This window comes from Propionibacterium freudenreichii subsp. freudenreichii (genome assembly GCF_000940845.1).
Lineage (GTDB): Bacteria > Actinomycetota > Actinomycetes > Propionibacteriales > Propionibacteriaceae > Propionibacterium > Propionibacterium freudenreichii.
The window spans coordinates 288,104-311,528 of the sequence record NZ_CP010341.1 but is presented as its reverse complement, the minus strand read 5'-3'; the positions used below and the strand labels follow the sequence as shown (position 1 = coordinate 311,528).

Annotated in this window: 16 protein-coding genes and 1 pseudogene; 8 read left to right on the top strand and 9 right to left on the bottom strand. The window is 68.7% G+C overall.

Features of this window, described 5'->3' with window-relative positions:
• Window position 1 precedes the first annotated feature (1 nt).
• The 3 genes from RM25_RS01230 to RM25_RS01220 all read right to left on the bottom strand — a co-directional run bounded on the left by RM25_RS01230 (window position 2) and on the right by RM25_RS01220 (window position 5,871).
• A complete protein-coding gene (locus tag RM25_RS01230) occupies window positions 2-1,690 on the bottom strand; it encodes a metallophosphoesterase (RefSeq protein ID WP_044635916.1) in 1,689 nt (562 codons plus the stop codon).
• Window positions 1,683-3,071: an MFS transporter gene (locus RM25_RS01225; protein WP_044635915.1), complete on the bottom strand. Its 1,389-nt coding sequence runs from the start codon at window positions 3,069-3,071 to the stop codon at window positions 1,683-1,685. Before RM25_RS01225 ends, RM25_RS01230 begins: the two co-directional genes overlap by 8 nt.
• Before the next feature lie 400 nt (window positions 3,072-3,471).
• On the bottom strand, window positions 3,472-5,871 hold the full coding sequence (locus tag RM25_RS01220; protein ID WP_080774436.1) for a glycoside hydrolase family 3 C-terminal domain-containing protein: 2,400 nt from the start codon (window positions 5,869-5,871) through the stop codon (window positions 3,472-3,474).
• 369 nt (window positions 5,872-6,240) lie between these two features.
• Between RM25_RS01220 and RM25_RS01215 the strand changes: the two genes are divergently transcribed.
• Window positions 6,241-6,960 carry a TetR/AcrR family transcriptional regulator gene (locus RM25_RS01215; protein WP_052809062.1) on the top strand — a complete coding sequence of 240 codons (720 nt, stop codon included), beginning with the start codon at window positions 6,241-6,243 and terminating at the stop codon, window positions 6,958-6,960.
• Here the strand turns inward: RM25_RS01215 and galE are convergent, their stop codons facing one another.
• Window positions 6,961-7,935: a UDP-glucose 4-epimerase GalE gene (gene galE / locus RM25_RS01210; RefSeq protein WP_044635914.1), complete on the bottom strand. Its 975-nt coding sequence runs from the start codon at window positions 7,933-7,935 to the stop codon at window positions 6,961-6,963.
• A 312-nt stretch (window positions 7,936-8,247) separates the two neighbouring features.
• Here galE and RM25_RS01205 point away from each other — a divergent pair, with 312 nt between their 5' ends.
• Window positions 8,248-9,645, top strand: coding sequence for an SLC13 family permease (locus tag RM25_RS01205; RefSeq protein WP_044635913.1), 1,398 nt, complete (start codon window positions 8,248-8,250; stop codon window positions 9,643-9,645).
• A 70-nt stretch (window positions 9,646-9,715) separates the two neighbouring features.
• Window positions 9,716-10,510, top strand: coding sequence for a polyphosphate--glucose phosphotransferase (ppgK, locus tag RM25_RS01200; RefSeq protein ID WP_230579931.1), 795 nt, complete (start codon window positions 9,716-9,718; stop codon window positions 10,508-10,510).
• Between the two features lie 170 nt (window positions 10,511-10,680).
• On the opposite strand, the gene RM25_RS01195 is transcribed toward ppgK, so the two are convergent.
• Entirely contained in the window at window positions 10,681-11,676 is a 996-nt protein-coding gene (locus RM25_RS01195; RefSeq protein ID WP_036942886.1) for an iron-siderophore ABC transporter substrate-binding protein, read from the bottom strand.
• A 247-nt stretch (window positions 11,677-11,923) separates the two neighbouring features.
• Between RM25_RS01195 and RM25_RS01190 the strand changes: the two genes are divergently transcribed.
• The 3 genes from RM25_RS01190 to RM25_RS01180 are packed head-to-tail and all read left to right on the top strand — an operon-like array spanning window position 11,924 to window position 14,951.
• On the top strand, window positions 11,924-12,982 hold the full coding sequence (locus RM25_RS01190) for an iron chelate uptake ABC transporter family permease subunit (protein ID WP_172664055.1): 1,059 nt from the start codon (window positions 11,924-11,926) through the stop codon (window positions 12,980-12,982).
• Entirely contained in the window at window positions 12,979-14,049 is a 1,071-nt protein-coding gene (locus tag RM25_RS01185; RefSeq protein WP_230579932.1) for a FecCD family ABC transporter permease, read from the top strand. Before RM25_RS01190 ends, RM25_RS01185 begins: the two co-directional genes overlap by 4 nt.
• Window positions 14,046-14,951: an ABC transporter ATP-binding protein gene (locus RM25_RS01180; RefSeq protein ID WP_036942889.1), complete on the top strand. Its 906-nt coding sequence runs from the start codon at window positions 14,046-14,048 to the stop codon at window positions 14,949-14,951. Before RM25_RS01185 ends, RM25_RS01180 begins: the two co-directional genes overlap by 4 nt.
• Before the next feature lie 429 nt (window positions 14,952-15,380).
• On the opposite strand, the gene RM25_RS13100 is transcribed toward RM25_RS01180, so the two are convergent.
• The 3 genes and pseudogenes from RM25_RS13100 to RM25_RS01165 all read right to left on the bottom strand — a co-directional run bounded on the left by RM25_RS13100 (window position 15,381) and on the right by RM25_RS01165 (window position 18,894).
• Complete coding sequence (locus RM25_RS13100) at window positions 15,381-16,844, bottom strand: sugar porter family MFS transporter (protein ID WP_044635912.1); 1,464 nt, start codon at window positions 16,842-16,844, stop codon at window positions 15,381-15,383.
• A 134-nt stretch (window positions 16,845-16,978) separates the two neighbouring features.
• Window positions 16,979-17,947: pseudogene (locus RM25_RS12195) on the bottom strand (Gfo/Idh/MocA family oxidoreductase); the annotation flags it as partial.
• 29 nt (window positions 17,948-17,976) lie between these two features.
• Window positions 17,977-18,894: a sugar phosphate isomerase/epimerase family protein gene (locus RM25_RS01165; protein WP_044635911.1), complete on the bottom strand. Its 918-nt coding sequence runs from the start codon at window positions 18,892-18,894 to the stop codon at window positions 17,977-17,979.
• 237 nt (window positions 18,895-19,131) lie between these two features.
• Here RM25_RS01165 and RM25_RS01160 point away from each other — a divergent pair, with 237 nt between their 5' ends.
• Window positions 19,132-20,169 (top strand): LacI family DNA-binding transcriptional regulator, encoded by a 1,038-nt coding sequence (locus RM25_RS01160; protein WP_044635910.1) that lies wholly within the window; start codon window positions 19,132-19,134, stop codon window positions 20,167-20,169.
• A 21-nt stretch (window positions 20,170-20,190) separates the two neighbouring features.
• Here RM25_RS01160 and argS read toward each other — a convergent pair whose 3' ends face one another.
• A complete protein-coding gene (gene argS, locus RM25_RS01155; protein WP_044636579.1) occupies window positions 20,191-21,825 on the bottom strand; it encodes an arginine--tRNA ligase in 1,635 nt (544 codons plus the stop codon).
• A gap of 91 nt (window positions 21,826-21,916) precedes the next feature.
• Here argS and RM25_RS01150 point away from each other — a divergent pair, with 91 nt between their 5' ends.
• Window positions 21,917-23,350 carry a UDP-glucose dehydrogenase family protein gene (locus RM25_RS01150; protein ID WP_044636578.1) on the top strand — a complete coding sequence of 478 codons (1,434 nt, stop codon included), beginning with the start codon at window positions 21,917-21,919 and terminating at the stop codon, window positions 23,348-23,350.
• The last annotated feature ends 75 nt before the right edge of the window (window positions 23,351-23,425 follow it).

Here is a 23,425-nt window from a genome sequence, read left to right as displayed (position 1 = left end):
ATCAATCCCTCGTCAGACTTGCTCGAAGCACCGCGGACACCAGCTCGGGCGGCAGCGGTACGTGCACGATCACATTGCGGTCGCGGGCACTCCCCTGGGCCTCAAGGCCCCCCACGGCATCAGGATCGTTGGCGGCCACAGCACGATGCAGGCTGGCCAGCTCCAGCGGAGTCTGCCAGCTTTCGGCGTGCAATGGGGCCGCCGAGTCGTGGATCGTCGAGCGGATCACGGCCCCGCGGGGAGCGATCCGCACCTCCAGGTGACGCCACTGCACCGGCCACTCCGACACCGCTGCGGTGGAGAACTCCACGAAACCGCCGCCCGGGGACGACTGCTGGCCATCCGCCGGACGCGGGGTCACCAGGTTGACGTGGGTGTGCCCCGAGATCCAGGCGATCACCTGCGGATGGCGGTGCAGCAGGGCCTCGACGTCGTCGGCCAGGTGAAGCTCCTCATGGTGCTCGGCGTCGCGATAGCCGTTGGTCAGCGTCGACAGCCCGTGGTGCGCCGCGATGATCACCAGCCGCGGATCGTCGGAGTCGGCCGAGACCTCGGCCAGCCGCTCGGCCAGCCAGGTGAACTGGCCATCGTTGAGGGCGCCGTCCCAGAAGCCGGCCGCATTGTTCGTGTCCAGGGTGATGATGCGCATCCCGGGCACCGCGTCCCACACGTAGTAGGCCGTATGGGTCTCGGCATTCAGCTCGCTGAAGCCGTGCCCCACCGGCAGGCCATCGGCCGCCAGGTGGCCCTTCACATAGCCCTCGCGGTCGAGCACGCGCCGGTCGGGGTCGGCGGGCACCGGAATCGAGGGACCACCGGTGAGCACCATCGGATCGGCCACGAAGTCGACCAGCGCCTCGTCCGCGGGTTCATAGCCCGCGGGGGGTTCGACCGGCTTGCGATTGCCCTGCACATATTCGCTGTACAGCGAACTGCCCGTCGCCCTGCCCTGCACCAGGGCGTCATGGTTGCCGTAGACGGTGAGCCACGGGGTGCCGACACCGGTGGCGGTGAACGGCTTGGCGGCCGCCGCATCGGCTCCGGGACGTCGCGGCACGCCGCGATCGGTGAACTCGTCGGGTGCGGTGCCACTGGGATGCCAGTAGGCCGGGTCGTCGGCCAGTCCGGTGGGCGAGGAGGGATGGCCCACCCCGAGCGCCGTCGGGTCGACCGGTCCGCCGGTGACAAGCCGCATATAGGTGGCCAGCTCGTTGTGCTGGGCCGAATCGGTGTTGTCGCCCGTGGTGACCGTGACGTCGAGGTGGTGCTGCTCGGCGAACTCGCGGATCGACGCCGCGACCCCCTCGATGGCATGCAGCTCAAGGAACTCCTCGGGCCGGTACGACGGCGTCATCCGCGTCCAGCGCGGATCATCGGAGCGACGCTGCAGGTAGTCGGTGCGCGCCGGCGAGATGAGGTCGGCCAGCTGGAAGTCGGTGAGCTGGGCCAGGCTGAGCAGCGGCCCGCCCGATGGCGTCCAGTCGGACGTCGGGTCATCCCCGATTCCCGGCGCCAGCTCGTCGCGTGTCACGTGGGGCTCGCCCGGCGCGTCGGTCAGTTCGACATAGCGGCCCTGATAGGGCTGCGCCCGCACGATGCGGTGGTTGGTGGTGTCAGCGGTATCGCCGGCAGCCGGGCCGTTGTCGGCCGGGTCGTCGTCGGTCGTGGCCTCTCGAGAAATATCAGACATGTGCGGGCTCCCCCGGTTCGGGATTCAACTCCTCGAGCGTACGATTCTTCGTCTCGGGCGCCAGCGCGATACAGATGATGGTCCCCAGCGCACCCACGGCCGCGAAGATCCAGATGGCCGAGTTCTGGCCCCAGGCCTTCACCACGTTCGGGAACACCAGCACGCCCAGGATCGAGCCGAAGCGGCTCACCGAGGTGGCCAGGCCCGAGGCGGTCGCGCGGATGTTGGTGGGGAACAGCTCCACCGGGTAGACGAAGTTGAGGATGCCGCCGCCGGCGTTGGCGAACAGCACCGCCGACGAGAACAGCACGATGAGGAAGCCCAGGCTGGGCGAGGTGTTCACGCCGATGATGGCCAGCGAGATGGTGAGGCCGGCGAAGCTGGTGATGATCAGCGGACGACGCCCCCAGCGGTCGACGGTGTTCATGCCGATGATCGACCCGATGAGGCCGATGATGGCCACCACGCCCGAACCGACGATGTTGGCAGTGCGGTCGCCCTTGGTGAACGGGGCAAGGATCGTCGGGGTGTACATCGAGATCGCGTAGTAGGCGGTGGAATAGCAGAACCAGAAACCACAGGTGAAGATCGTGCGCTTCAGGAAGCGCGGGGTGAACAGCTTGCGGGCCGGCACTGCCTCGGGCACCACGAGCTTGATGTGCTCGGCCACCTGCAGGCCGGTGACACGGTGCATCACCTCGCGGGCGTCCTGCTCACGGCCGTGGGCGATGAGCCAGCGCGGCGACTCGGGCAGCTTGATGCGCATGAAGAACACGACCAGCGCCACGGCGGCACCCACCAGCAGCATCGCGCGCCAGGCGAGGTCGCCCATCGGCGCCACGATGAGGCCCACGATGTAGGCGAACACCGAGCCGACGAACCAGAACGCGGCCAGCGAGGTGGAATGCATGCCCCGCCGCTTGTTCGACGAGAACTCCGAGACCAGCGTCGCCGAAATCGGATAGTCAGCGCCGATGCCCAGGCCCAGCAGGAAGCGGAAGATGATCAGCCACAACACCGAGGGGGCGAAGGCGGTGAGCGCCCCGAAGACCACGAAGCCGAGCAGGTCGATCACGTACATGGCCTTGCGGCCATGGCGGTCGGTCAGGTGGCCGAGCCACAGGGCACCGATCAGCGAACCGACCAGGGCCGCCGACACGATGATCGACTGCTGCAGCGCGGTGATGTGCCATTCGTCCTTGATCAGCGGCAGCGCCACGGCGATCACCGTGAGGTCAAAGCCGTCCAGGAAGGTGCCGCCGGCGGACAGCAGGGTGACACGTCGCTGGAAGCGGCGCATCTGCGGGGTGTCCACCTCGTCGAAGCCGGTAGTGGTGAGAACTTGTGGAGATCCCTGTGACGGGGATGTGCCAGAGGTCATGACTGCTCCTGGTCAAGGGCATGGAGGCGGCCACCACTGGATCCGTGCTGCGCATCGACCGGTGCAGTGGTCCACCACACCGTGAGACGTGAGACATGCCGCCCCACCGCGCGCTGCCGCCGCGTCGGGAACGGCGTGGTTCCCGAGGTATGGACGCAATGCAGCCTGCCGTGGAGCAGGATCCCCTGGTCGACGCGGGCACACCCGAATCGATTCAAAACGATTGGACACTAGCCCCGTTATCAACCGGACCGCAAAAGACACCAAGCGGCGGAACAGCGACTTCGTGACGGGCGAAAAATCCGGTCTGACTAGGGGGTTCGGGAACCACTCCACCAGCCCGTATGACGCCATCGGTCGACGTCGGACCCCGGGGCGAAGTCAAGGGTTCGCCCCGCGTTCATCGGGGGCTCACATCCGGGCCCTCGACGACGGAATCATCGATGCGGCGGGGCCGTGGCCGCGCATCCATGCCGGCGGCGGCGATCAGCTGGTCGATCTGCTCACGGCTGATGTGTAGCTGGGGCGCCAACACCGGCAGCTGCGACAGGCGCAGGTCGTGGGCGAGGCGCATGAACTCCTGGGGGTCGCGGGGGCCGGCGCCGTCGGTGGCGGCGGCGGGGTCGGTGGCCAGGTTGGCCAGTTGCACGGCCAGGAACTGGGCCATCAACGGGCTCGACAGCCACTCGCTGACGGTGGAGTTTCGATCCAGCGTGCGCGGGCGGGCCTCGCCCCGCACGGTGACGATGCCGTTGAGCCGGATGTCGCGTGACGACGCCCCCACGGCCACGTCGTAGTCACCGCCCTCGACCAACCACCGGTGCAGGTCGGCGTCCCAGACCCCCAGGTCGGCAGGCGGCACGCTCAGCGTCACCTCGCGCTGCTCACCGGGGGCCAGCTGCACCACCGCGCTGGCCTTGAACTCGAAACCGGCCCGACGATAGGCCGAAGCGCGCAGGGCCACGTAGAGCTGCGGGATCTCGCGTCCCACCCGGGCACCGGTATTGCGCAGGGTGAACCGGGCGTGCAGCCCCGACTCGTCAGCCGCAAGGTGCAGCCCGTTGTAGCTGAACCGCGTGTACGACAGCCCGTGGCCGAAGGGATAGGCCACCTCCAGCTGGCTGGCGTTGTACCACTTGTAGCCCACGTGCAGGCCCTCGGCATAGCGCACCTGATTGCGGTCGCCGGGAAAGTTGAAATAGGCGGCGGTGTCCTGCAGCCGCAGCGGAATGGTCTCGGCCAGCCTGCCCGAGGGGTTCACCTCGCCGAACAGCATGTCGGCGATGGCCGACCCGCCCGCCTCGCCGAGCAACGACGCCTCCACCAGCGCCGGCACCTCCGACGACCACTCGGCCAGCTGCACGACGCCACCATTGGTCAGCACCACCACGGTGCGCGGATTGGCGGCGGCGATGCGCTGCACCAGCCCGGTCTGCACCGCCGGCAGCAGGATGGACGTGCGGTCGAGGCCCTCCGACTCGGCGTCATCGGGCAGCCCGACGAACACCACGGCCACCTCGGCCTCCTCGGCGGCCTCGACGGCGCGGTCGGCCAGTTCGTCGTCCGACTCGCCCGACAGCAGGAACCCGGCCTCGTAGCGGACGGGTTCGTCGGCACGCCCGCGGATCTCGTCCAGGGGGATGTCGAGCAGCATCGGGATCACCTGGGAGGATCCACCGCCACGGAAGCGCGGGTTGGCGGCGAACTCGCCGATCACGGCCAGCTTCGCGCCATGGGCCAGCGGCAGCACGGGATTGGCGGAGCCGTGGTTGTTCGCGTCGACGGCACGATTGCGCAGCAGCACGATGCTGCGTCCGGCGGCCTCGCGGGCCACGTGGTGGTGGGCACCCACCCGGCGTCCGAGCTCTCGGGTGGTGCCCTGGGTCACCTTCAGCGCCAGCTCGACCACCCGCGCGCATGCCTCGTCACGGCCCTGCGGGCTGAGCGTGCCCCGGGCAATCGCCGACTGGATGTCCGCCGCGTCGCGCGCCAGGTCGGGCGGCATCGCCAGGTCGACGCCGGCGGCGAGCGAGCGCACCCGGTCGAGCACCGCGCCCCAGTCGGACACGACGAGCCCGTCGAAGCCCCATTGATCGCGCAACAGCTCGGTGAGCAGCCAGTGGCTCTCGGAACAATAGGTGCCGTTCACCCTGTTGTAGGCGCACATGAGCGTCCACGGGTCTGCGGTGCGCACCACGTGCTCGAAGGCCCTCAGGTACACCTCGTGCAGCGTCTGCTCGTCGATGAGCGCGTCGGCGGTCATGCGACGGGTCTCCTGGTTGTTCGCCGCGAAGTGCTTCACGCAGGCGCCGACGCCGCACGACTGCAGGCCCTGCACCCAGGCGGCGCCGAGCTGGCCCGACAGGATCGGGTCCTCGGAGTAGTACTCGAAGTTGCGCCCGCCCAACGGGGAGCGCTTGATGTTGATCCCCGGGCCGAGCACCACGCCCACCGACTGCTCGCGGGCCTCCTCGCCGATGGCGCGGCCCACCATGGCCACCACATCGGGGTCGAACGAATTCCCCAGCGCGGCCGGCACCGGGAAGGCGGTGGCGCGCACGGCGTTGTCAAACCGCATGACGCCGACCTCGGGGTCGGCCACCTTGCGCAGCCCGGCCGGACCGTCGGCCAGGGTGACGGCCGCCACGTCGAGGCGGTCGAGCCCCACCGTGTGCCATGCGTCGGCACCCGACAGCAGCGCCGCCTTCTCGTCGGGGGCGAGCCGACTCACGATCCGATGTGCCTGACGACGCTGCTCGGACTCAGGGACGGATGCGGCCCGGGCGGGTTGGTCAGGCATGGCTGCTTCCTTTCACGCCCGCTCCGCGCCCTCCCCGCACCGCCGGCACGTGATTGTGGGGGATTTGCACAAAGGAGCAGACCTATCGATCGTCGCGCACAGTGCATGCTATGCCGACAATTGTGCGCGCTGTGCACGCCCATCCGGCCTGCGGCACCCGGGCGCTGCGCCCAGCGCGGTCGGCGACGTGCTTCCCCCTGGTCAGGGACCTGTCCTCCCCCCGACCAGGAGCCGTTCCCGCCCATGATCCAGGGGCGATTCGGCTGGCACAAATTACCGTACGCCATTCAATTCTTCCCACCACTGGGCACCGTCGACGAAGTCATTCCGACTTAAACTGGCCAGCATGACTCTTCGTCACTATCCAACATGACTCTTCGTCACTATCCAAAGGGTTCGGCCAAGCGGCTCGAAATCCTTGACGCCGCCCTGGAGGTATTCACCACCGAGGGCTATCGAGCCACGTCGCTGCGCGGCATCGCCGAACGGGCACAAATCACACCGGCCGGCATCATGCACTACTTCGACAGCAAGGAGCAGTTGCTCAGTGCGGTGTTGCAGCACCGCGACGCGATGGACGTGCGCCGCTCCGACCTCGACGCCCAGACCAATCCGGTGGAATCGCTGGCCCAGATCATGGACTCCAATATGAAGGTGCCCGGGCTGGTCACGCTCTACCTGACGATCGCCGCGGCGGCCGTCGACCCGCACCATCCGGCCCACGACTACCTGGAGCGCCGCTACCGTCGGCTGGCCGGCTGGCTGACCTCGTGGATCACCGAGATGTCGCAGGCCGGGCTGGTACCGCAGGTGGTCTACCCGGCGGGCGTGGCCACGGCGATCGTGGCACAGGCCGACGGCATCCAGTTCCAGTGGCTGCTCGACCCGAGTGTGGACATGGGCATGCACGTGCGTCGTGGTGGACGCCGACTGCTGGGCCTGCCCTATGGACAAGCCGATCCCCCAGCTACCCACCCCGTGGACCATGCGCCCCGCCCTGCAGCAGTATCCGGTGACCATGGTCACCGGCGAGCGCGTCGGCGAGGCACCGGCCGGCTGATGGGCCCCCTGTCCGTGGGCCCGCGCTGATCAGGCGCCCTGCGGGTGGGCCCGGCGCGCATTCCAGGCCGACTCCACCATCTGGTCGAGGCTGTGGCGCATCTTCCAGTCGATGTCGCGGGCTGCCTTGTCGCCGCGCGCCACGATGCGGGCCGGGTCTCCGGGCCGACGCGGGGCGATCTCGGGGGTGAAGGCGATGCCGGTGACCCGGGCGATCGCGTCCATGATCTCGCGCACCGACGAGCCGGTGCCGCTGCCCAGGTTGTAGGCCTTCTCGAGCTTCTTGCCGGCCATCATCTGCTCGGCCGCGGCCACATGCGAGCGGGCCAGGTCGGCCACGTGCACATAGTCACGCACGCAGGTGCCGTCGGGGGTCGGGTAGTCGTCGCCATTGATCCTCGGCGTGCCGCCGCTCAGCAGCAGGTCGAAGACGATCGGGAAGAGATTGTGCGGGCTGGTGTCGTAGAGCTGGTCGCTGCCCGAGCCCACCACGTTGAAATAGCGCAGGTTGACGCCCTGCCACTGGTCGTCCACCGGCTCCATGTCGTGGTTGAGCCATTCACCGATCAGCTTGGTCTCCCCGTAGGGCGATTCGGGGTGCAGGGCGGTCTGCTCGGTGACCTCGTCGACGTCGGGGGTGCCGTAGACCGACGCCGAGGAGCTGAACACATAGCGGTGGACGCCGGCCGAGCGCATCGCGCGCAACACCGAGACGGTGCCGGTGGCGTTCTGGTCGTAGGTGTGCAGCGGACGCGTCACCGAAACGCCGGCGTACTTGAACCCGGCCACATGCACCACGCCCTCGCAATGGTGCTCGTCCAGCGTGCGCTGCACCAGGCCGGTGTCGAGGATCGAGCCGCGCACGAAGGGCACGCCCTCGGGCACGAAGTGCTCATGCCCGCTGGACAGGTCGTCGATCACCACCGGATCGATGCCCGCCTGCTGGAATGCCTGCACGATGTGCGAGCCGATGTACCCGGCGCCACCTGTGACCAACCAACTCATCAAAGCTTCCTGTCTGTCGTCGTCCGTGTCTGCCGGGCGCCTGCACGACGCCCGTTCGTGACAGGCGTCCACCCCACACCACCCATTGGGGGCCCGACACCTGTAGGTTTTCCCTGCACGCGAATCAACGCGCTGCGAGGAACCCCGCGGATCAACGCTCCGCGGTGACCTCGTGGGGCGTCCCCCCCAGCGGGCAGCCCTGCGTGCGGGCGCCAACCATGTTGAGCTTATCGGCCGTTGCCCCGATGAGACTCACCCTGCACGGGCCCGCAGCACCCCTAGCATCCTGATCGCGCCACGTTGGAGGTTCATATGCGCAAGAACTGGATCTTTCTGGGCATTGCCACGCTCGGCTTCCTGCTCGTCCGCTTCGCCATCCCCACCACTGGAGCGCTGACACCCAGCGCCAAGGGCGCGCTGGCGGTTGCGGTGTTCGCCATCATCGTGTGGGTCACCCAGGCCGTGTCGGACGCCCTGTCGGGCTTCCTCATCATTCTGTTGTTGGTGGTGTCGAGCGGCACCAACCTGGCCGGCTCGTTCGCCGGCTTCTCGAACACCTCACTGTGGCTGATCGTGGTGGGCTTCATCATGGCCGCCGCGATGGAGAAGTCCGGACTGAGCGAACGCATCGCCCTGTCGGTGGTGCGGCTGGCCGGTGGATCGGCCCTCAAGATCTACTGGGCGATCGCGGGTGTGATGGCCGTACTCACCTTCCTGGTGCCCTCTATCACCGCGCGCACCCTACTGATGCTGCCCATCATCATGGGCATCGGGCAGGCCTTCGGCGCCGAGCGGGGGAAGAGCAATATCGTCAAGGCGCTCATCTTCATCGTCGCCATGAGCGGCACGATGATGAGCATCGGCGTGCTGACCGCCCATGTGGGCAACCCCGCCACCGTCGGCCTGATCCAGGCAGCCACCGGCCACACCGTCTCGTGGTCGGAGTGGTTCAAGGTGGGTGGCCCGCCGGCCTTCGTGCTGTCGGCGCTGTCGGTGATGGTCATCAGCCTCATGTGGAAGCCGGAGACTTCGCGCGTCGAGGGCGCCAAGGAGTACATCTCCGGTGAGCTGGCGCGACTGGGACCGGTGAAGAAGTCGGAGTGGTACACGCTGGCCGTGTTCATGGCCACCCTGGTGCTGTGGGCCACCGAGCCCCCGATGCTGTCGACGATCGTGGTGGGCATCATCGCGGTGATCCTGTTGTTGCTGCCCGGACTGGGCGTGCTCAATTGGAAGGAAGCCCAGGAGAAGGTGCCGTGGAATGTGTTCATGGTGTACGGCGCCGGCCTGTCGATGGGCACCGCGCTGACCACCTCGGGCGCCGCGAAATGGCTTGCCACCACCATGTTCGGGCCCATCACGCATCTGTCGATCCCGGTGCAGATGATCATCCTGTTGTGGTTCATCACCATCCTGCAGGTGTTCTTCACCGGCGGCGGTCCGAAGACCAATGCCCTCACCCCGATCATCCTCGCCCACGCCGGCGCGATCGGCGCCAACCAGGCGTCGTTCGGCCTGATCCTGGGCATGAACATGAACCACCAGTACCTGCTGCCGGTGAGCAATATGCCCAATGCCGTGGCCATGGGCACCGACTTCATCAGCACCCGCGAGCTGATCCGCACCGGTGCCGTGATGAGCGTGCTGGGCGCGGCCTTCATGAGCGTCATGGTGCTCACCTACTGGAGCTGGCTGGGAATGGTCGGCTGAGGCCGGACGTCGTCCACGCGGTCTGGCGAACTGGGCCCCACGGGGTTGCCATCCTCGTACCATGAGAGGCGTGACTCATGTGTTGGGAATCGATGTCGGCGGCTCGGGCATCAAGGGTGCCCCGGTGGACCTCCAGGCCGGAGAGTTGGCCGTGCCGCGACGCAAGGTATTGACGCCCCAGCCCTCCACTCCGGAGGCTTGTGCCGGGGCCATGGCCACGATCATCGAGCAGTTCGCCGATCAGATCGACGGTCCCATCGGCGTCGCCGTGCCGGCGCCGGTGCTCCACGGCGTGACGCCCTTCATGGCCAACCTCGACCAGTCGTGGGTGGGCCTGGACGCGGACGCCTATCTCTCCGAGAAGCTCGGCCGTGAGGTGGTGCTGGTCAACGACGCCGACGCCGCCGGGGTGGCCGAGATGCAGTACGGCGCAGGCCGTGGCAAGCAGGGCACCGTGGTGCTGACCACGTTGGGTACCGGCGTGGGTACCGCCCTGTTCCATGACGGACGCCTGGTGCCCAACACCGAGTTCGGGCACATCGAGATCAATGGCCGCGATGCCGAGAGCCGCGCGGCGTCGTCGTACATGGAACGCGAGCACATCAGCTACAAGAAATGGGCCAAGCACCTGCAGCGCTATTACTCCACCCTGGAGAAGCTGCTGTGGCCCGACCTGTTCATCGTGGGCGGCGGGGTGAGCCGTGAGTACAAGCGGTTCCTGCCGCTGCTCAACCTGCAGACGCCGATCGTTCCGGCCAGCCTGCGCAATGGCGCCGGCACGATCGGGGCCGCGCTGGCCGCGTCGTTGCGCGTCGGTGCCGACGTGCCGCCCGGCGCACAGCGCATCGCGTCGGTGCCGGCCTAGCGGCGCGGTAACCGACCAGCCACGCGCAATCACGCGCCATCGATCACGCGCGTCAACCTCGCACAAGGAAAGGGCGGGCACCCAGTGGGTGCCCGCCCTTTCCTTCGGCTTTCTTCGCCCGACCGCGCCGCCGCGAGGGTCGGCACCGGGTCAGGTGCTGGTGCGCCGGGTCAGGCCGTGGCCTTCTCGAGCTTCGGCACCATGTTGTCGAGCATGTAGTTCACGGCCAACGGGGAACCCACCGCGAAGGAACTGGACAGGTCGCCGTCGATCACCGCGTCATGGCCGGCCTGCACGGTGGACAGCTGCTTCCACTGCGCATCGTCGGTGATCTGGGTGGTGTCGATGTAGATCGGGAAGGCCACGATCAGGTCGGCATTGAACGCCGACAGCTGCTCACTGGACACGCTCACCGAGAATCCCGAGCTGCTGGGCGTCATCGAGGCGATGGTCGGATTCTGCTTGAATCCCAGCTTCTCCAGCGAGGCCAGGCGGGTGTCGCCCTCGATGTAGGCGCCCCAACCCTCGCTGGTGCGCGTGGCCACGGTGACGGTCTTGTCCTTCCACTGCGGATGGGCGTCGGCCACCTTCTTGTAGCTGGCATCCGCCGCGTCGAGCAGCTCCTTGCCCTTGGCGGGCTGGCCCAGCGCGGTGGCGATCATGGTCACCTCCTGGTCCATGGTGGTCAGGTAGCTGGTGCCGCCCTCGGGGATGCCGACGGTGGTGGCGATCTGCGCGAGGCGATCATGGCGATCCTTGTCGCCGCTGCTCTTCACGTCGAGGATCAGGTCGGGCTTGAGGCTGGCGATCTGCTCGTAGTTGGGCTCCATCGTGCCGATGATCGTCGGCGCGGTGGTGTACAGGCCCTTGGCCCACGGGCCGACGCCCTCGCCACCGAAGTTCAGCCAGTCGGACGCGCCCACCGGCTGCACGCCGAGCGCCAGTGCGGTCTCAGCGTCGCCCCAGCCGAGCGCGACGACGCGCTGGGGGGCCTTCTCGATGGTCACCTTGCCGAAGGCGGTGTCGACGGACTGCGGGAAGCTTCCCGCGGCCGCACCACCCGAGGCGCTGGCGCTGGACTTCGACGATGAGGACGAGCCGGAGCACCCGGCAAGCAGTAGTGACATGGCGGCGATCAGGGCGATCACTGCGCGACGCAGGGTCATATCGGGCCTTTCTTCACGCCACCGCCCCTTCCCGCCGCCGGAGGCTCCCTCACGCGACTGCGGCGTGATGGGTGGCGGCTGCGATGGGCCGCACCGGTGGGTGGAGGAGTGGTGGCTCGGGAGTTGTTGGTTCTGGAATCGATGGATGGTGGTGTGGGGTGTTTGCACAGCATCATCAGGGGGCGCGCTCAGCCTAGATTAGGTAAGGCTTAGCTTACAAACGTGAGCTGTTCTAGACTTTCACACCGTGACCCCCAACTCGTCCGCCCCTGCGCGCACCGCCGAGTTGTCGTCACCGCATGCACCCGACGCCACCCGGCGTCGCCTCATCGGACTGGTGGTCGGCATCGCCCTGTTGGTGGCGGCCTGCGCCGCCAGCCTGGCCGTCGGATCGGCCACGGTGCCGCTGCAGACCGTCTGGCAGGCACTCACCGGCGCCCATGATTCCGAGGCGGCCCGCATCATCACCACATTGCGCCTGCCGCGCACGGTGCTGGGCCTGCTGGCCGGCGCCGCGCTGGGCGTGGCCGGAGCGCTCATCCAGGCCGTCACCCGCAATCCGCTAGCCGATCCGGGCATCCTGGGCGTCAACTCCGGGTCGGCCTTCGCCATTGCCCTGGGCGTGGGCCTGTTCGGGGCCAGCTCACCGGGCCAGTACCTGTGGTTCGCCTTCGCCGGCGCCCTGGTGGCCACCGTGGTGGTCTACCTGATCGGCGCGTCGGGAAGCGGCTCGGTGAGTCCGGCGCGCATCACACTGGCCGGCATGGCCCTGGGGGCGGTGCTCAGCGGCATCACCTCGGCGATGCGGCTGGCCGACGACCGCAGGTTCTCGGTGATCCAGGCCTGGCAGGCCGGCTCGTTCGCCGACCGGGGCTGGGACGTGATCGTGCCCACACTGCCCTTCCTGGCCGCGGGACTCGTGATCGCCGCGCTACTGGGACGCTCGCTGGACGCCATCGCCCTGAGCGACGACCTGGCCCGGGCACTGGGCACCAACGTCAACCGGGCGCGCCTGCTCGCGCTCGCCGCCATCACCCTGCTGGCCGGCGGCGCCACCGCCATGGTGGGTCCGATCGTGTTCGTGGGGTTGATGGTGCCCCACGTGGCGCGGTGGATCAGCGGACCGCGGCAGGGCTGGATCATGGCGCTGTGCGTGGTCTGGGCGCCGGTGCTGGTGCTGGCCGCCGACGTCGTGGGACGCATCATCCTGCGTCCCGGGGAGGTGGCCGTGAGCATCGTCACCGCATTCATCGGGGGTCCGGTGCTGATCTACCTGGTGCGCCGCACGAAGGCGGGCAAGCTGTGAGTGACACGAGCACGACCGGACGTGCCCCGGAGCCGACCGCGATGCGTCCGTCCGTCGCCATGTCGACGATGGCTCCGTGGCGCCACCGCATCCCCCGGCGGATGATCATCGCGTGCGCCGTCATCTGCGCGGCCTGCGTGGCCATCTCGCTGTTGGCGTTGAGCCTGGGCGACTATCCGCTGTCGATTCCCGAGGTGGTCTCGGCGTTGTTCGGCGACCAGGGCTTCGCCACCACCGTGGTCACCCAGTGGCGGGCCCCCCGCGTGGTGGCCGGCCTGGTGTTCGGTGCCGCGCTGGGGCTGTCGGGGGCGCTGTTCCAGACCCTCACCGACAATCCCCTGGGTTCGCCCGATGTGATCGGCTTCTCCACCGGTTCGTACACCGGCGTGCTGATCGTCACCACGCTGGGCGCCACGAGCGCCGTGTCCACCTCGGTGGCGGCGGTGGTGGCCGGCATCGTCACGGCGCTGGTGATCTACCTGCTCGCCTGGCGGGGCGGGGTGCAGGGCTTCCGGCTGATCGTGGTGGGCATCGCGGCCACCGCCATGTTGACGGCCGTCAACACCTTCCTACTGCTGCGGATGCGCACCGAGGTGGCGATGTCCGCATCGATCTGGGGTGCCGGCACGCTGTCGCTGGTGAGTTGGGCGAAGCTGACCTTCGCGCTGCCGGCCGCCGCGCTGCTGGTCGCCTGCACGGTGCTGCTGGCCCGGCCGCTGCGCCAGCTCGAGCTGGGCAATGACACGGCGCTGGCCCATGGCACGCGGGTGGAGAGCTCACGGCTGGCGATCCTGGTGGTGGGCGTCGGGCTGGTGGCCGTGGTCACCGCGGCCGTCGGGCCGATCGCCTTCATCTCGCTGTCGGCCCCGCAGGTGGCGCGTCGGCTCGCCCGTTCAGCGGGAATCCCGCTGCTCACCTCGGCGTTCACCGGGGCGCTGCTGCTGGTCGGCGCCGACGTGGTGGCCCAGCACCTCACCACCAACCCGATTCCGGTGGGAATCGTCACCATCGTCATCGGTGGGGCCTATCTGTTGGCCCTGCTGTTCAGAGAGGCTCGCTCACTGTGACCATCAAGTCCACCCCCGACTCCCCCACCACGGCCGGCCGCGACGTCCCGCACGATGCCGGGGCAGACAGCGCTGGTACACACGGGGCCGATGCGCACAGCGCTGGTACCCACGAGGCCGGCACGGCCCTCGTCAGCCGGCTCGGCGCCGAACACGTGAAGCTCGCCTATGGCGACCGGGTGGTGTCCGACGACCTCACCGTGCACATTCCGCCCGGATCGTTCACCGTGATCATCGGGCCGAATGCCTGCGGCAAGTCGACGCTGCTGCGCGGACTGTCACGGCTGCTCAAGCCCCGGGGCGGCGAGGTGGTGCTCGACGGCAAGGCCATCAGCACCTATCGCACCAAGGAGGTGGCCCGCATCGTCGGGCTGCTGCCCCAGTCGTCGACGGCGCCCGAGGGCATCACCGTGGCCGACCTGGTGGCGCGGGGACGCTACCCACACCAGGGCCTGATCCGCCAGTGGAGCCACGACGACGAGATGGCCGTCAACGATGCGATGGAGGTGACCGGCGTCTCCGACCTGCGCAATGCGCCGGTGGACCAGCTGTCGGGCGGGCAGCGCCAGCGGGTGTGGACGGCGATGGCGCTGGCCCAGCAGACGCCGATCCTGCTGCTCGACGAGCCGACCACCTACCTGGACATCTCGCACCAGTACGGCCTGTTGAACCTGTTCGCGGCGCTCAACCGGCAGGGCACCACGATCGTGGCGGTGCTGCACGACCTCAACCAGGCGGCCCGTTATGCCACCCACCTGATCGCGATGAAGCAGGGCCGGATCGTGGCCGAGGGCACCCCGCGCGAGGTGGTGACCGAGCAGACCATGCGTGAGGTGTTCGACGTGGACGCCCTGGTGATGGACGATCCGATCACCGGCACGCCGATGGTGGTGCCGCGCTGAGCGGCCCGCGTTGCCCGTTGCCCACCCCGGACCCTCCCCCGGCCGATACGATCGCTCCATCCACCGTCAACCAATCATCAGGAGATGCGCAGTGCCCCGCTTCCGCAGGCGTCGCCCCGTGGGTGCCGGCCAGCGCTGCCGGTTCGCGTCCGTGCGGGCTCCGCAATTCCCCACCACCCGGGACCGGTGGCCGGCACACGCCTGGTGGTGGCGCACGGCGCCGACCGAGAGGTGCGCACACCGCCGTCGGACATGACGGCGACGCACGTGACGGCGCCTGACATGACGGCGCCTGACATGAAAAGGGTGACCCGCCCCCGAAGGGACGGGCCACCCCATGTGACGGGGGTCCGGGGGGACCGTCAGCCGGCGCAAACGAGCTGACGGCGCATCAGGCCACCCACCACACGCTCCCGACAGCCTGCGGCATCACGAACCAGCAGCTGTCGGCTCACCGTGCTGGCGCATCTCCTCCTCGAAGTGCTCGAGCGTCTTGTTGCGCGTCTCGGGCACCATGCGCACCATGAAGATGATCGCCAGCACCCCCAGCCCGGCGAAGATGAAGAACGTGGTGGACACGCCCACGCCCTCGACGAGCGGCGGGAAGGCGAAGGCGACGATCGAATTCGCCACCCACAGCATGAACACCGAGACGCCCATCGCGAACGAGCGCACCCGCAGGGGGAAGATCTCCGACAGGAGCAGCCAGGTGAGGGGTCCGATGAGGGCCTGCATCGAGAACACGAAGCACATCACCAGCACCAGGATCACGACCGGCTTCGCCGCCACCCCGTCGGGGATGGCCAGGGCACAGATGCCGACCAGCACATGGAAGGTGGTGGTGAGGCAGAAGCCGGTGATCACCATCGTGCGCCGGTTGATGCGGTTCATGATGATCACCGCCACCGTCACGCCCATCATCGACGCCAACCCGTTGAGGGTGTTCGCCATGATGGCCGTGTCGGCTGAGAACCCGGTGTTGCTCAACAGCTGCGTGCCGTAGTACATGATCGCGTTGATGCCGCTGAACTGCGAGAACATGCCGATGCCGATTCCGATGAACACGATGCGCCGGATCCACGGCGTGCGCAGATCCGACCAGCTCGCCGACTCGGCCTTCTGATCGGCGCTGACCAGGCAGCGCATCTCCACGAGCTCCGCCTCCGCCCGTTCGGGCGCGCGGATCAGCTTCAGCACTGCCAGCGCATCGTCCTCGCGTCCCTTCGACATGAGCCAGCGGGGACTCTCGGGCACCTTCAGCATCCCGAAGAACAACCCGATCGCCGGCAGCAGCGCCACCAGCAACATGTAGCGCCACACCGACAGGTGGTCGCCCCAGTACTGGTAGATGATCGCGTTGATGATGAACGCCGAGACCTGGCCACTGACGATCATGAGCTCATTGCGCGTGACGAGGCTGCCGCGACGTTCCACCGGCGCGATCTCAGCCAGGTAGACCGGCACCACGGCGGACGCCCCGCCGACGGCCAGTCCCAGGATGAAGCGGAAGATGCCCAGCACCTGCCAGGTGGGTGCCAGGACGCACCCGGTGGTGCCGATCATGAAGATCAGGGCCAGCATCTGGATGCTGCGCCGCCGGCCCAGGCGGTTGGACACGCCGCCCTCGATGATCGCCCCGAAGGCCGCCCCGACCACCAGGATCGAGACCACGAATCCCTCGGTGACCGAGGTGAGGCCAAGGTCGGCCTTCATGGGCGTCAGGGCACCGTTGACCACTCCGGTGTCATAGCCGAACAGCAGCCCGCCGAAGGTGGCGATGACCGCGATGATGCCGAGCCGCTTGGAATGCGGGCCGACCGTGAATGGGGGGAGCTGATTCTCTTGCTGCGACGCTGGTTTCGTACCCCCGGCGTCACGTACTGCATTGGACATGACTCTCCTTTCTGGTCGGGCCCCGGCTCGACATTGCGCCCGGGCCCGACAGGGGATGGTGAGCGGACCCACCCGGATCGAACTCGACGACCCGGGTGGCCGACTACTGGTTGAGGGGGGATGGCCCGCTGCTCGCGACGGGACTGCTCGGCCGCGAAGGCGGCGGCCAGGGCCTGGCGGGCGTCGTGGCCGTCCGAGGCCACCGGCGAACCCTTCTCGATCGCATCGGCGAAGACGTCGAGCCCGATGCGGTACGACTCGGCGTAGCGCTCGGGGAAGAAGTCGGGCAGCGGCGGGGTGAGATAGCCCGCGCCATCGGCCACCGTGGTGGTGGTGCTGGGGACATTGCCCATCGATGCCAGGCCCAGGGTGCCGAGCACCTCGGCGCGCTGGTCGTATCCGTAGGTGGCCAGGCGCGAGTTGTCGATGACGCCCAGTGCCCCGTTGGCGAAGCGCAGGGTGATCAGGCAGGTGTCGGCGTCGCCGGCGTCGCGCGCCAGCTCGTCCACCAGGGCGGCGCTGAACGCGGAGACCTCGACGATCTCCGAGCCGGCCAGGAAGCGGGCGGTGTCGAAGTCGTGGATGGAGGTGTCCATGAACATCTTTCCCGGGCCGCGCTGGTAAGAGGCGTCGGGCAGCCCCGGATCGCGGGAGATGATGTTGACGATCAGCGGATCGCCCACGCGCCCGTCGGCCACATTGGCGTGCAGTGCCGCCATGTTCGGGTCAAGGCGCCGGTTGAATCCCATCTGCAACAGGGTGCCGGCCTCCTGCACCGCGGCCACTGCCGCGTCGGCGGCCTCCAGGGTGAGTCCCAGTGGCTTCTCGCAGTAGACGTGCTTCCCGGCGCGTGCGAAGGCCCCCACCTGCTCGGGATGGTCCTCGGCGGGGCTGGCGATCAGCACGGCGTCCAGGGAGTCGTCGTCCACCAGGGTGCGCCAGTCGGGCACGATGGTGGCGCCGGTGAGCTCCTCCACGGCGCGGGCGTGGTCGGCGTTCGGTTCCGCGACCACGGCGAGGTCGAAGCGCGGCGAGGCGAAGAGGTTGCGGGCGTGCAGCGAGCCGATGAATCCGGCGCCGACGAGTCCGATGCGAAGTGTCATGTCATGTCGCTTTCGTGTGGAGGAGACGATCAGAGGGCCAGCGGGACGCTGCGCAGGTAGCCGCAGGTCCGGGCGGCGATGGGCAGGGGGTCGTCGGGATCGCAGGGGAACATGTCCTGCTCGACGATCACGAACAGCTCGGGGTTGAGCAGGTGCATCTGCGCCGCGATCGACTCAGCGGTGGGGATGCCCTTGGGTGGCTCGCAGATGGCGCCCAGCTTGACCGCATCGGCGAAGGCGAGGTCCTTGTCGCGCACGGTCTTCATGAGCTCGGGGTCAACCTGCTTGAAGTGCATGTACTCGATGCGCTGCGGGTAGCGGCGCATGATCTCTGCGCTGTCGCCGCCGCCGTACTCGATGTGGCCGGTGTCGAGGCACAGGCCCACCGCGTCGGCATCGGTGTCGTCCAGCCAGCGGTAGGTCTGCTGCTGGGTCTCGACGTGGGAGTCGGCGTGGGGGTGGAACACCGCCCGCAGCCCCGTCTCCTGCTGCACGGCCCGTGAGACCTCCTCGCACGAGCGGATGAACTGCTTCCAGCCCTCGGTGTCGAGCGTCTTGTCCTCGAGGTAGTCACCCGAGAGCAGGTCGCGGTACATGGCGGGCAGGAGCACCAGGTACTTGCCACCCACGGCCGCGGCCAGCTTGGCGACGCGCAGCGCCTCCTGGGTGAGTGCCTCGAGCTCGTCCTTCTTGTGGAAGGCGCCACCCACCGTGCCGGCCGACACGTGCAGGTCGCGGGCGGCCAGTTCGTCGGCCAGCTGCGAGGGGTCGGTGGGCAGGAAGCCGTAGGGGCCGAGCTCCATCCAGTGGTAGCCGGCCTCGGCGATCTCATCGAGGAAGCGGGTGCCGGTGGTCTGCTGGGGATGGTCGGGGAACCAGACTCCCCACGAGTCGGGGGCGCTGCCCAGTCGGGCCCTGGTGGCGGGCGCCTTGTCAGTGGTGGTCATGAAGTGCTCCTTGTGCTCAGGCGGAGAGTTCGCCGAATCTTCTGGGACCGGTCCCAGATTGACGTGAGCAACTCTGCGCACTGATGTGGGACCGGTCCCAGTATCATTCCCGGGAAGACCGCTTGTCAACCCCTCGGTCCGATCCCCCGACGCGAACCGAAGCTGCTTGACTAGACCCGGGACTGCAGGGCGCCGGCCCACGGCGCGGCCCCTCGGCTGACAGAAGGCAGGAGACGCGTGACGCACACAGCAGGCCCCGGCCCGGAGAACCCGTCGGTGACGATTCGCCAGGTCGCCGCGCGTGCCGGCGTCTCCAAGTCATCGGTGTCGCGGTTCCTCCAGGGCGGCACCTACCTGAGCGACGCGGCCCGCGAGGCCATCCAGGCCGCCGTCGACGAGCTCGGATACCGCCCCAATGCGATGGCCCGCAGCCTCACCGAACGACGCACCCATGCCATCGGGGCGATGGTCAACGACCTTCGCCAGCCCTGGTTCGGCGATTTCCTGGGTGGCCTGGGCGCTGCGCTGCACCACCACGGCTATTACATGGTGGTGGGTGACACCCGGGTGGACCGGCACATGGACGAGCGACTCATCCACACCTTCCTGGAGAGCCAGGTCGACGGCATCGTCCTGGCCGGCACGATGCCGGTGACGCACGCCCTGTCGGAGGCGATCGAGCTCATGCCCACCGTCATCGCCGGCAGCCGGGACTTCGATGACTCACCGGTGGACGTGACCACAGGCGACGATGCGGCGGCCGCCGCGCTGGTGATGCACCACCTGTTCGACCTCGGCCACCGCCGGATCGCCCACCTCGCCGGACCGGACGCCCGCTCGTTCGCCATCCGGCGTGACAGCTACCGCGACTTCATGGCCACCCACGGGCTGGGCGGGAACACCATGATGGAGAGCTCGGACGGAACCGACCTGGGCGGATACGACGCCGGGCGTCGCCTCCTCGAACGCGGAGGGACCCCACCCACGGCGGTCTTCGTCTCCAATGACTTCGCGGCCGCCGGGCTGCTCACCGCCGCGGCCGACCTGGGACTGCGCATCCCCACGGACCTGTCGGTGGCCACCATCGACAACTCATTCCTGTCACGGTCGGGCACCACGCCCCTCACCTCGGTGGACACGCACAGCGAGGAGCAGGGACGACTCGCGGGCGAATCGATCATCCGCCGCATCCTGCAGCCTGCGTCGCCACCCCAGCGCAGCCTGGTGGCACCCTCGCTGCGCGTCCGCAGGTCCACGGCGGCACCGGCGCGGTAGTCACCGGCCGGCGGCGCCGGTTCACATCCGTTCGGGCGCCGCAATTCCCAACAGGTCGAGACCGGTGGCCAGCACACGCTTGGTGGTGGCGCACAGCGCCAACCGAGAGGTGCGCACATCGCCGTCGGACTTGAGCACCGGGCAGTTCTCGTAGAACGTGGAGTACTTGGTGGCCAGCTCGTAGAGGTAGGTGCACAGCTTGTGGGGCGTCAGCTCGTCGGCCACCTCGTCGACGGCGTCACCGAAGCGCGTCAGCCACAGGGCGAGTTCCTGCTCGGGCACCTCGTCGAGCACGCTGATCGTGTCGCCCGACAGGCCCTCGGCGTCGGCCTTACGCAGGATCTGGCTCACGCGGGCGTGGGCGTACTGCAGGTAGGGGCCGGTGTCGCCGGTGGTCTGGGTCATCCGCACGGGGTCGAAGACGTAGTCCTTCTGCAATGAGTTCGACAGGTCGGCGTATTTGATGGCCGCCAGCGCGATCTCGGGGGCGGCGTGCTCCTCGGCCTCGTCGAGCAGGTCGTTGAGGTGCACCGCGGTGCCCTCGCGGGTGGAGAACTTCTTGCCGTCCGCCCCGAGCACCATGCCGTAGCCCACGTGCTGGGCGCTCACCCAGGCGGGCAGGTAGCCGGCCTCGCGGCACACGGCGAAGATCAGGTTGAAGTGATAGGTCTGCTCCGAACCCACCACGTAGATCAGCCGGTTGGCCTCCAGGTCGTCGACGCGGTAGCGCACGGCGGCCACATCGGTGACGTCGTAGCCGTAGCCGCCCTGCGAGTTGCGCAGGATCGCCGGGGCGTCGAAGCCCTTGACGAAGACCACCAGGGCGCCCTGGTCGAGCTTGGCGATGCCGCGCTGCTCGAGGTCGTCGCACACCTGGGGCAGCATCTCGTTGTACATCGACTCGCCGGCATAGTCGGCGTCGGTGAGCAGCACCCCCATGCGGGCATAGGTCTTGTTGAACCCGGCCTTCGACAGGTCGATCATCTTGCGCCACATGGCGCGGGTGTCCGCGTCGCCGTTCTGCAGCTTGACGACGCGCTCGCGGGCGCGGTCGGCGAAGGCATCGTCCGACTTCAGGTGGGCGTTGGCGCGCTTGTAGAGCTCCTCGGCGCCGGCCAGGTCGAGGCTGTCGAGGTCGAGCTTCTCGTCGAGTGCCTGCTCGATGAGCATGCCGAACTGGCGTCCCCAGTCGCCGATGTGGTTCTGGGCGATCACCGTGTGGCCCTTGGCGCGCAGCACGCGGTTGAAGCAATCGCCGATGATCGTGGAGCGCAGGTGGCCCACGTGCATCTGCTTGGCGGCGTTGGGTGCCGAGTAGTCGATCACGACGGTCTGCGGCAGCTCGGTGGGCGTGATGCCGGCGCGCGGGTCGTGCAGCTGGTCGGTGACGGCACCGGCCAGCACGTCGGCACGCAACCGGAAGTTGAGGAAGCCGGGCCCGGCGATCTCCACGGGCTCGCACAGATCGCCCACGTCGAGCTTGTCGACGATTTCCTGGGCCACCTGGCGCGGTGGCTTGCCCTGCTGCTTGGCCAGGCGCAGCGCCACATTCGACTGGAAGTGGCCGAATTGGGGCTTGGTGGCGGGCCGCATCTCGGGGTCGATACCCGCCACGGATTGGACACGTTCGGACAGCTGCGAGGGCAAGGACGACATGGGGATCATTGTTTCACGGCCGGACGCGCAGGCCGTCGCCGCGCCCGCGTCGGCGGCCGGGGCCTGCGCGGCGATGGCTACCGTGGCAGGCATGCACATCAGCGTTATCGGCTGCGGCTATCTCGGCGCAGTGCACGCAGCCTGCCTCGCCGGGGCGGGCCATGAGGTTGTCGGCCTCGACGTGGACGCCCGCAAGGTGGCGGGCCTGCAGGCCGGCGAGCCACTGTTCCATGAGCCGGGCCTGGCCGGGCTGTTGGGCCGCACCGTGGGCCATGGCCTGCGGTTCACCACCGACCCCGGCACGCTGGGGGCGGCCGAGGTGATCTACCTGGCGGTGGGCACGCCCCAGCTGGGAGATGGGCAGGTGGGAGCTGGGCACGGGGGAACTGGGCCTGCGGGAAGTGGGCCGGTGGGCAACGGTCGGGCCACCGGGAACCCGGCTCCCGACGGATCGGGCGCGCAGGGGCCCGTGGCAGCCGGGCGCGCCGACCTGTCGCAGCTGGATGCGGCGCTGCGTCAGGTGGAGGCCCATGCCTCGCGCACCCATCGCACGCTGGTGGTGGGCAAGTCGACGGTCCCGGTCGGCACCGCGGCCCGGGTGGCCGAGCGGCTGTCGCGGTGTGATGCCGACCTGGTGGTGGCCTGGGAGCCGGAGTTCGTGCGCGAGGGCCATGCGATCGCCGGCACCCGGGCACCGGCCCGCCTGGTGCACGGCCTGCCCGACGACCCCGAGCAGGCCCGCTTCGCGCGCAGCCAGCTGGCCCGCTGCCATCGTGGGATCGACGCCGCGACGCCCCGGCTGGCCGTGGACTATGCCACCGCGGAGCTGGTGAAGACCTCGGCCAATGCCTTCCTGGCCACCAAGATCAGCTTCATCAACGCGATGGCCGAGCTGTGCGACGCCGCCGGCGCCGATGTCACCGCGCTGGCCGACGCGCTCGGCCTCGATCCGCGGATCGGCGCAGGATTCCTCGATGCCGGCATCGGCTTCGGGGGCGGCTGCCTGCCCAAGGACCTGCGCGCACTGCAGGCGCGGGCCGGCGAGCTCGGCGCCCAACCCGTCGCCGACCTGCTGGGGCGCGTGGACGCCCTCAACCTGCGCGCCCGCGACCGGGCCACCGATGCCCTGGCGCGGCTGTGTGGCGGCGGCCTGGCCGGACGCCGGGTGGCGATCCTGGGTGCGGCGTTCAAGCCCGACAGCGACGACTTGCGTGACTCTCCAGCGCTGGGAATCGCCGACCGGGCACGGGCCGCCGGCGCCCGGGTGACGATCACCGATCCGATGGCGACCGGCGGGCTGCGTCGCCTACGGGCCGACCTGGAGGTCGTCGATGACACCCTCACGGCCGCCACCGACGCCGACGTGGTGGCGCTGCTCACCCCGTGGCCGCACTACCTGCGCCTCGACCCCGCCGAGCTCGGTGAGGTCGTGGCCCACAAGGCCCTGTTGGACGGCCGCAATGCACTTGATCCCGACGAATGGAAACGGGCCGGGTGGCGCTATGCAGGAATGGGTCGGCGCTGAGGTTCAGGCGATTATCGATATCCCGATCTTTTCAATACCCCTAATCCCACCAGGAGGTTATCGGTGGGCAAGTCC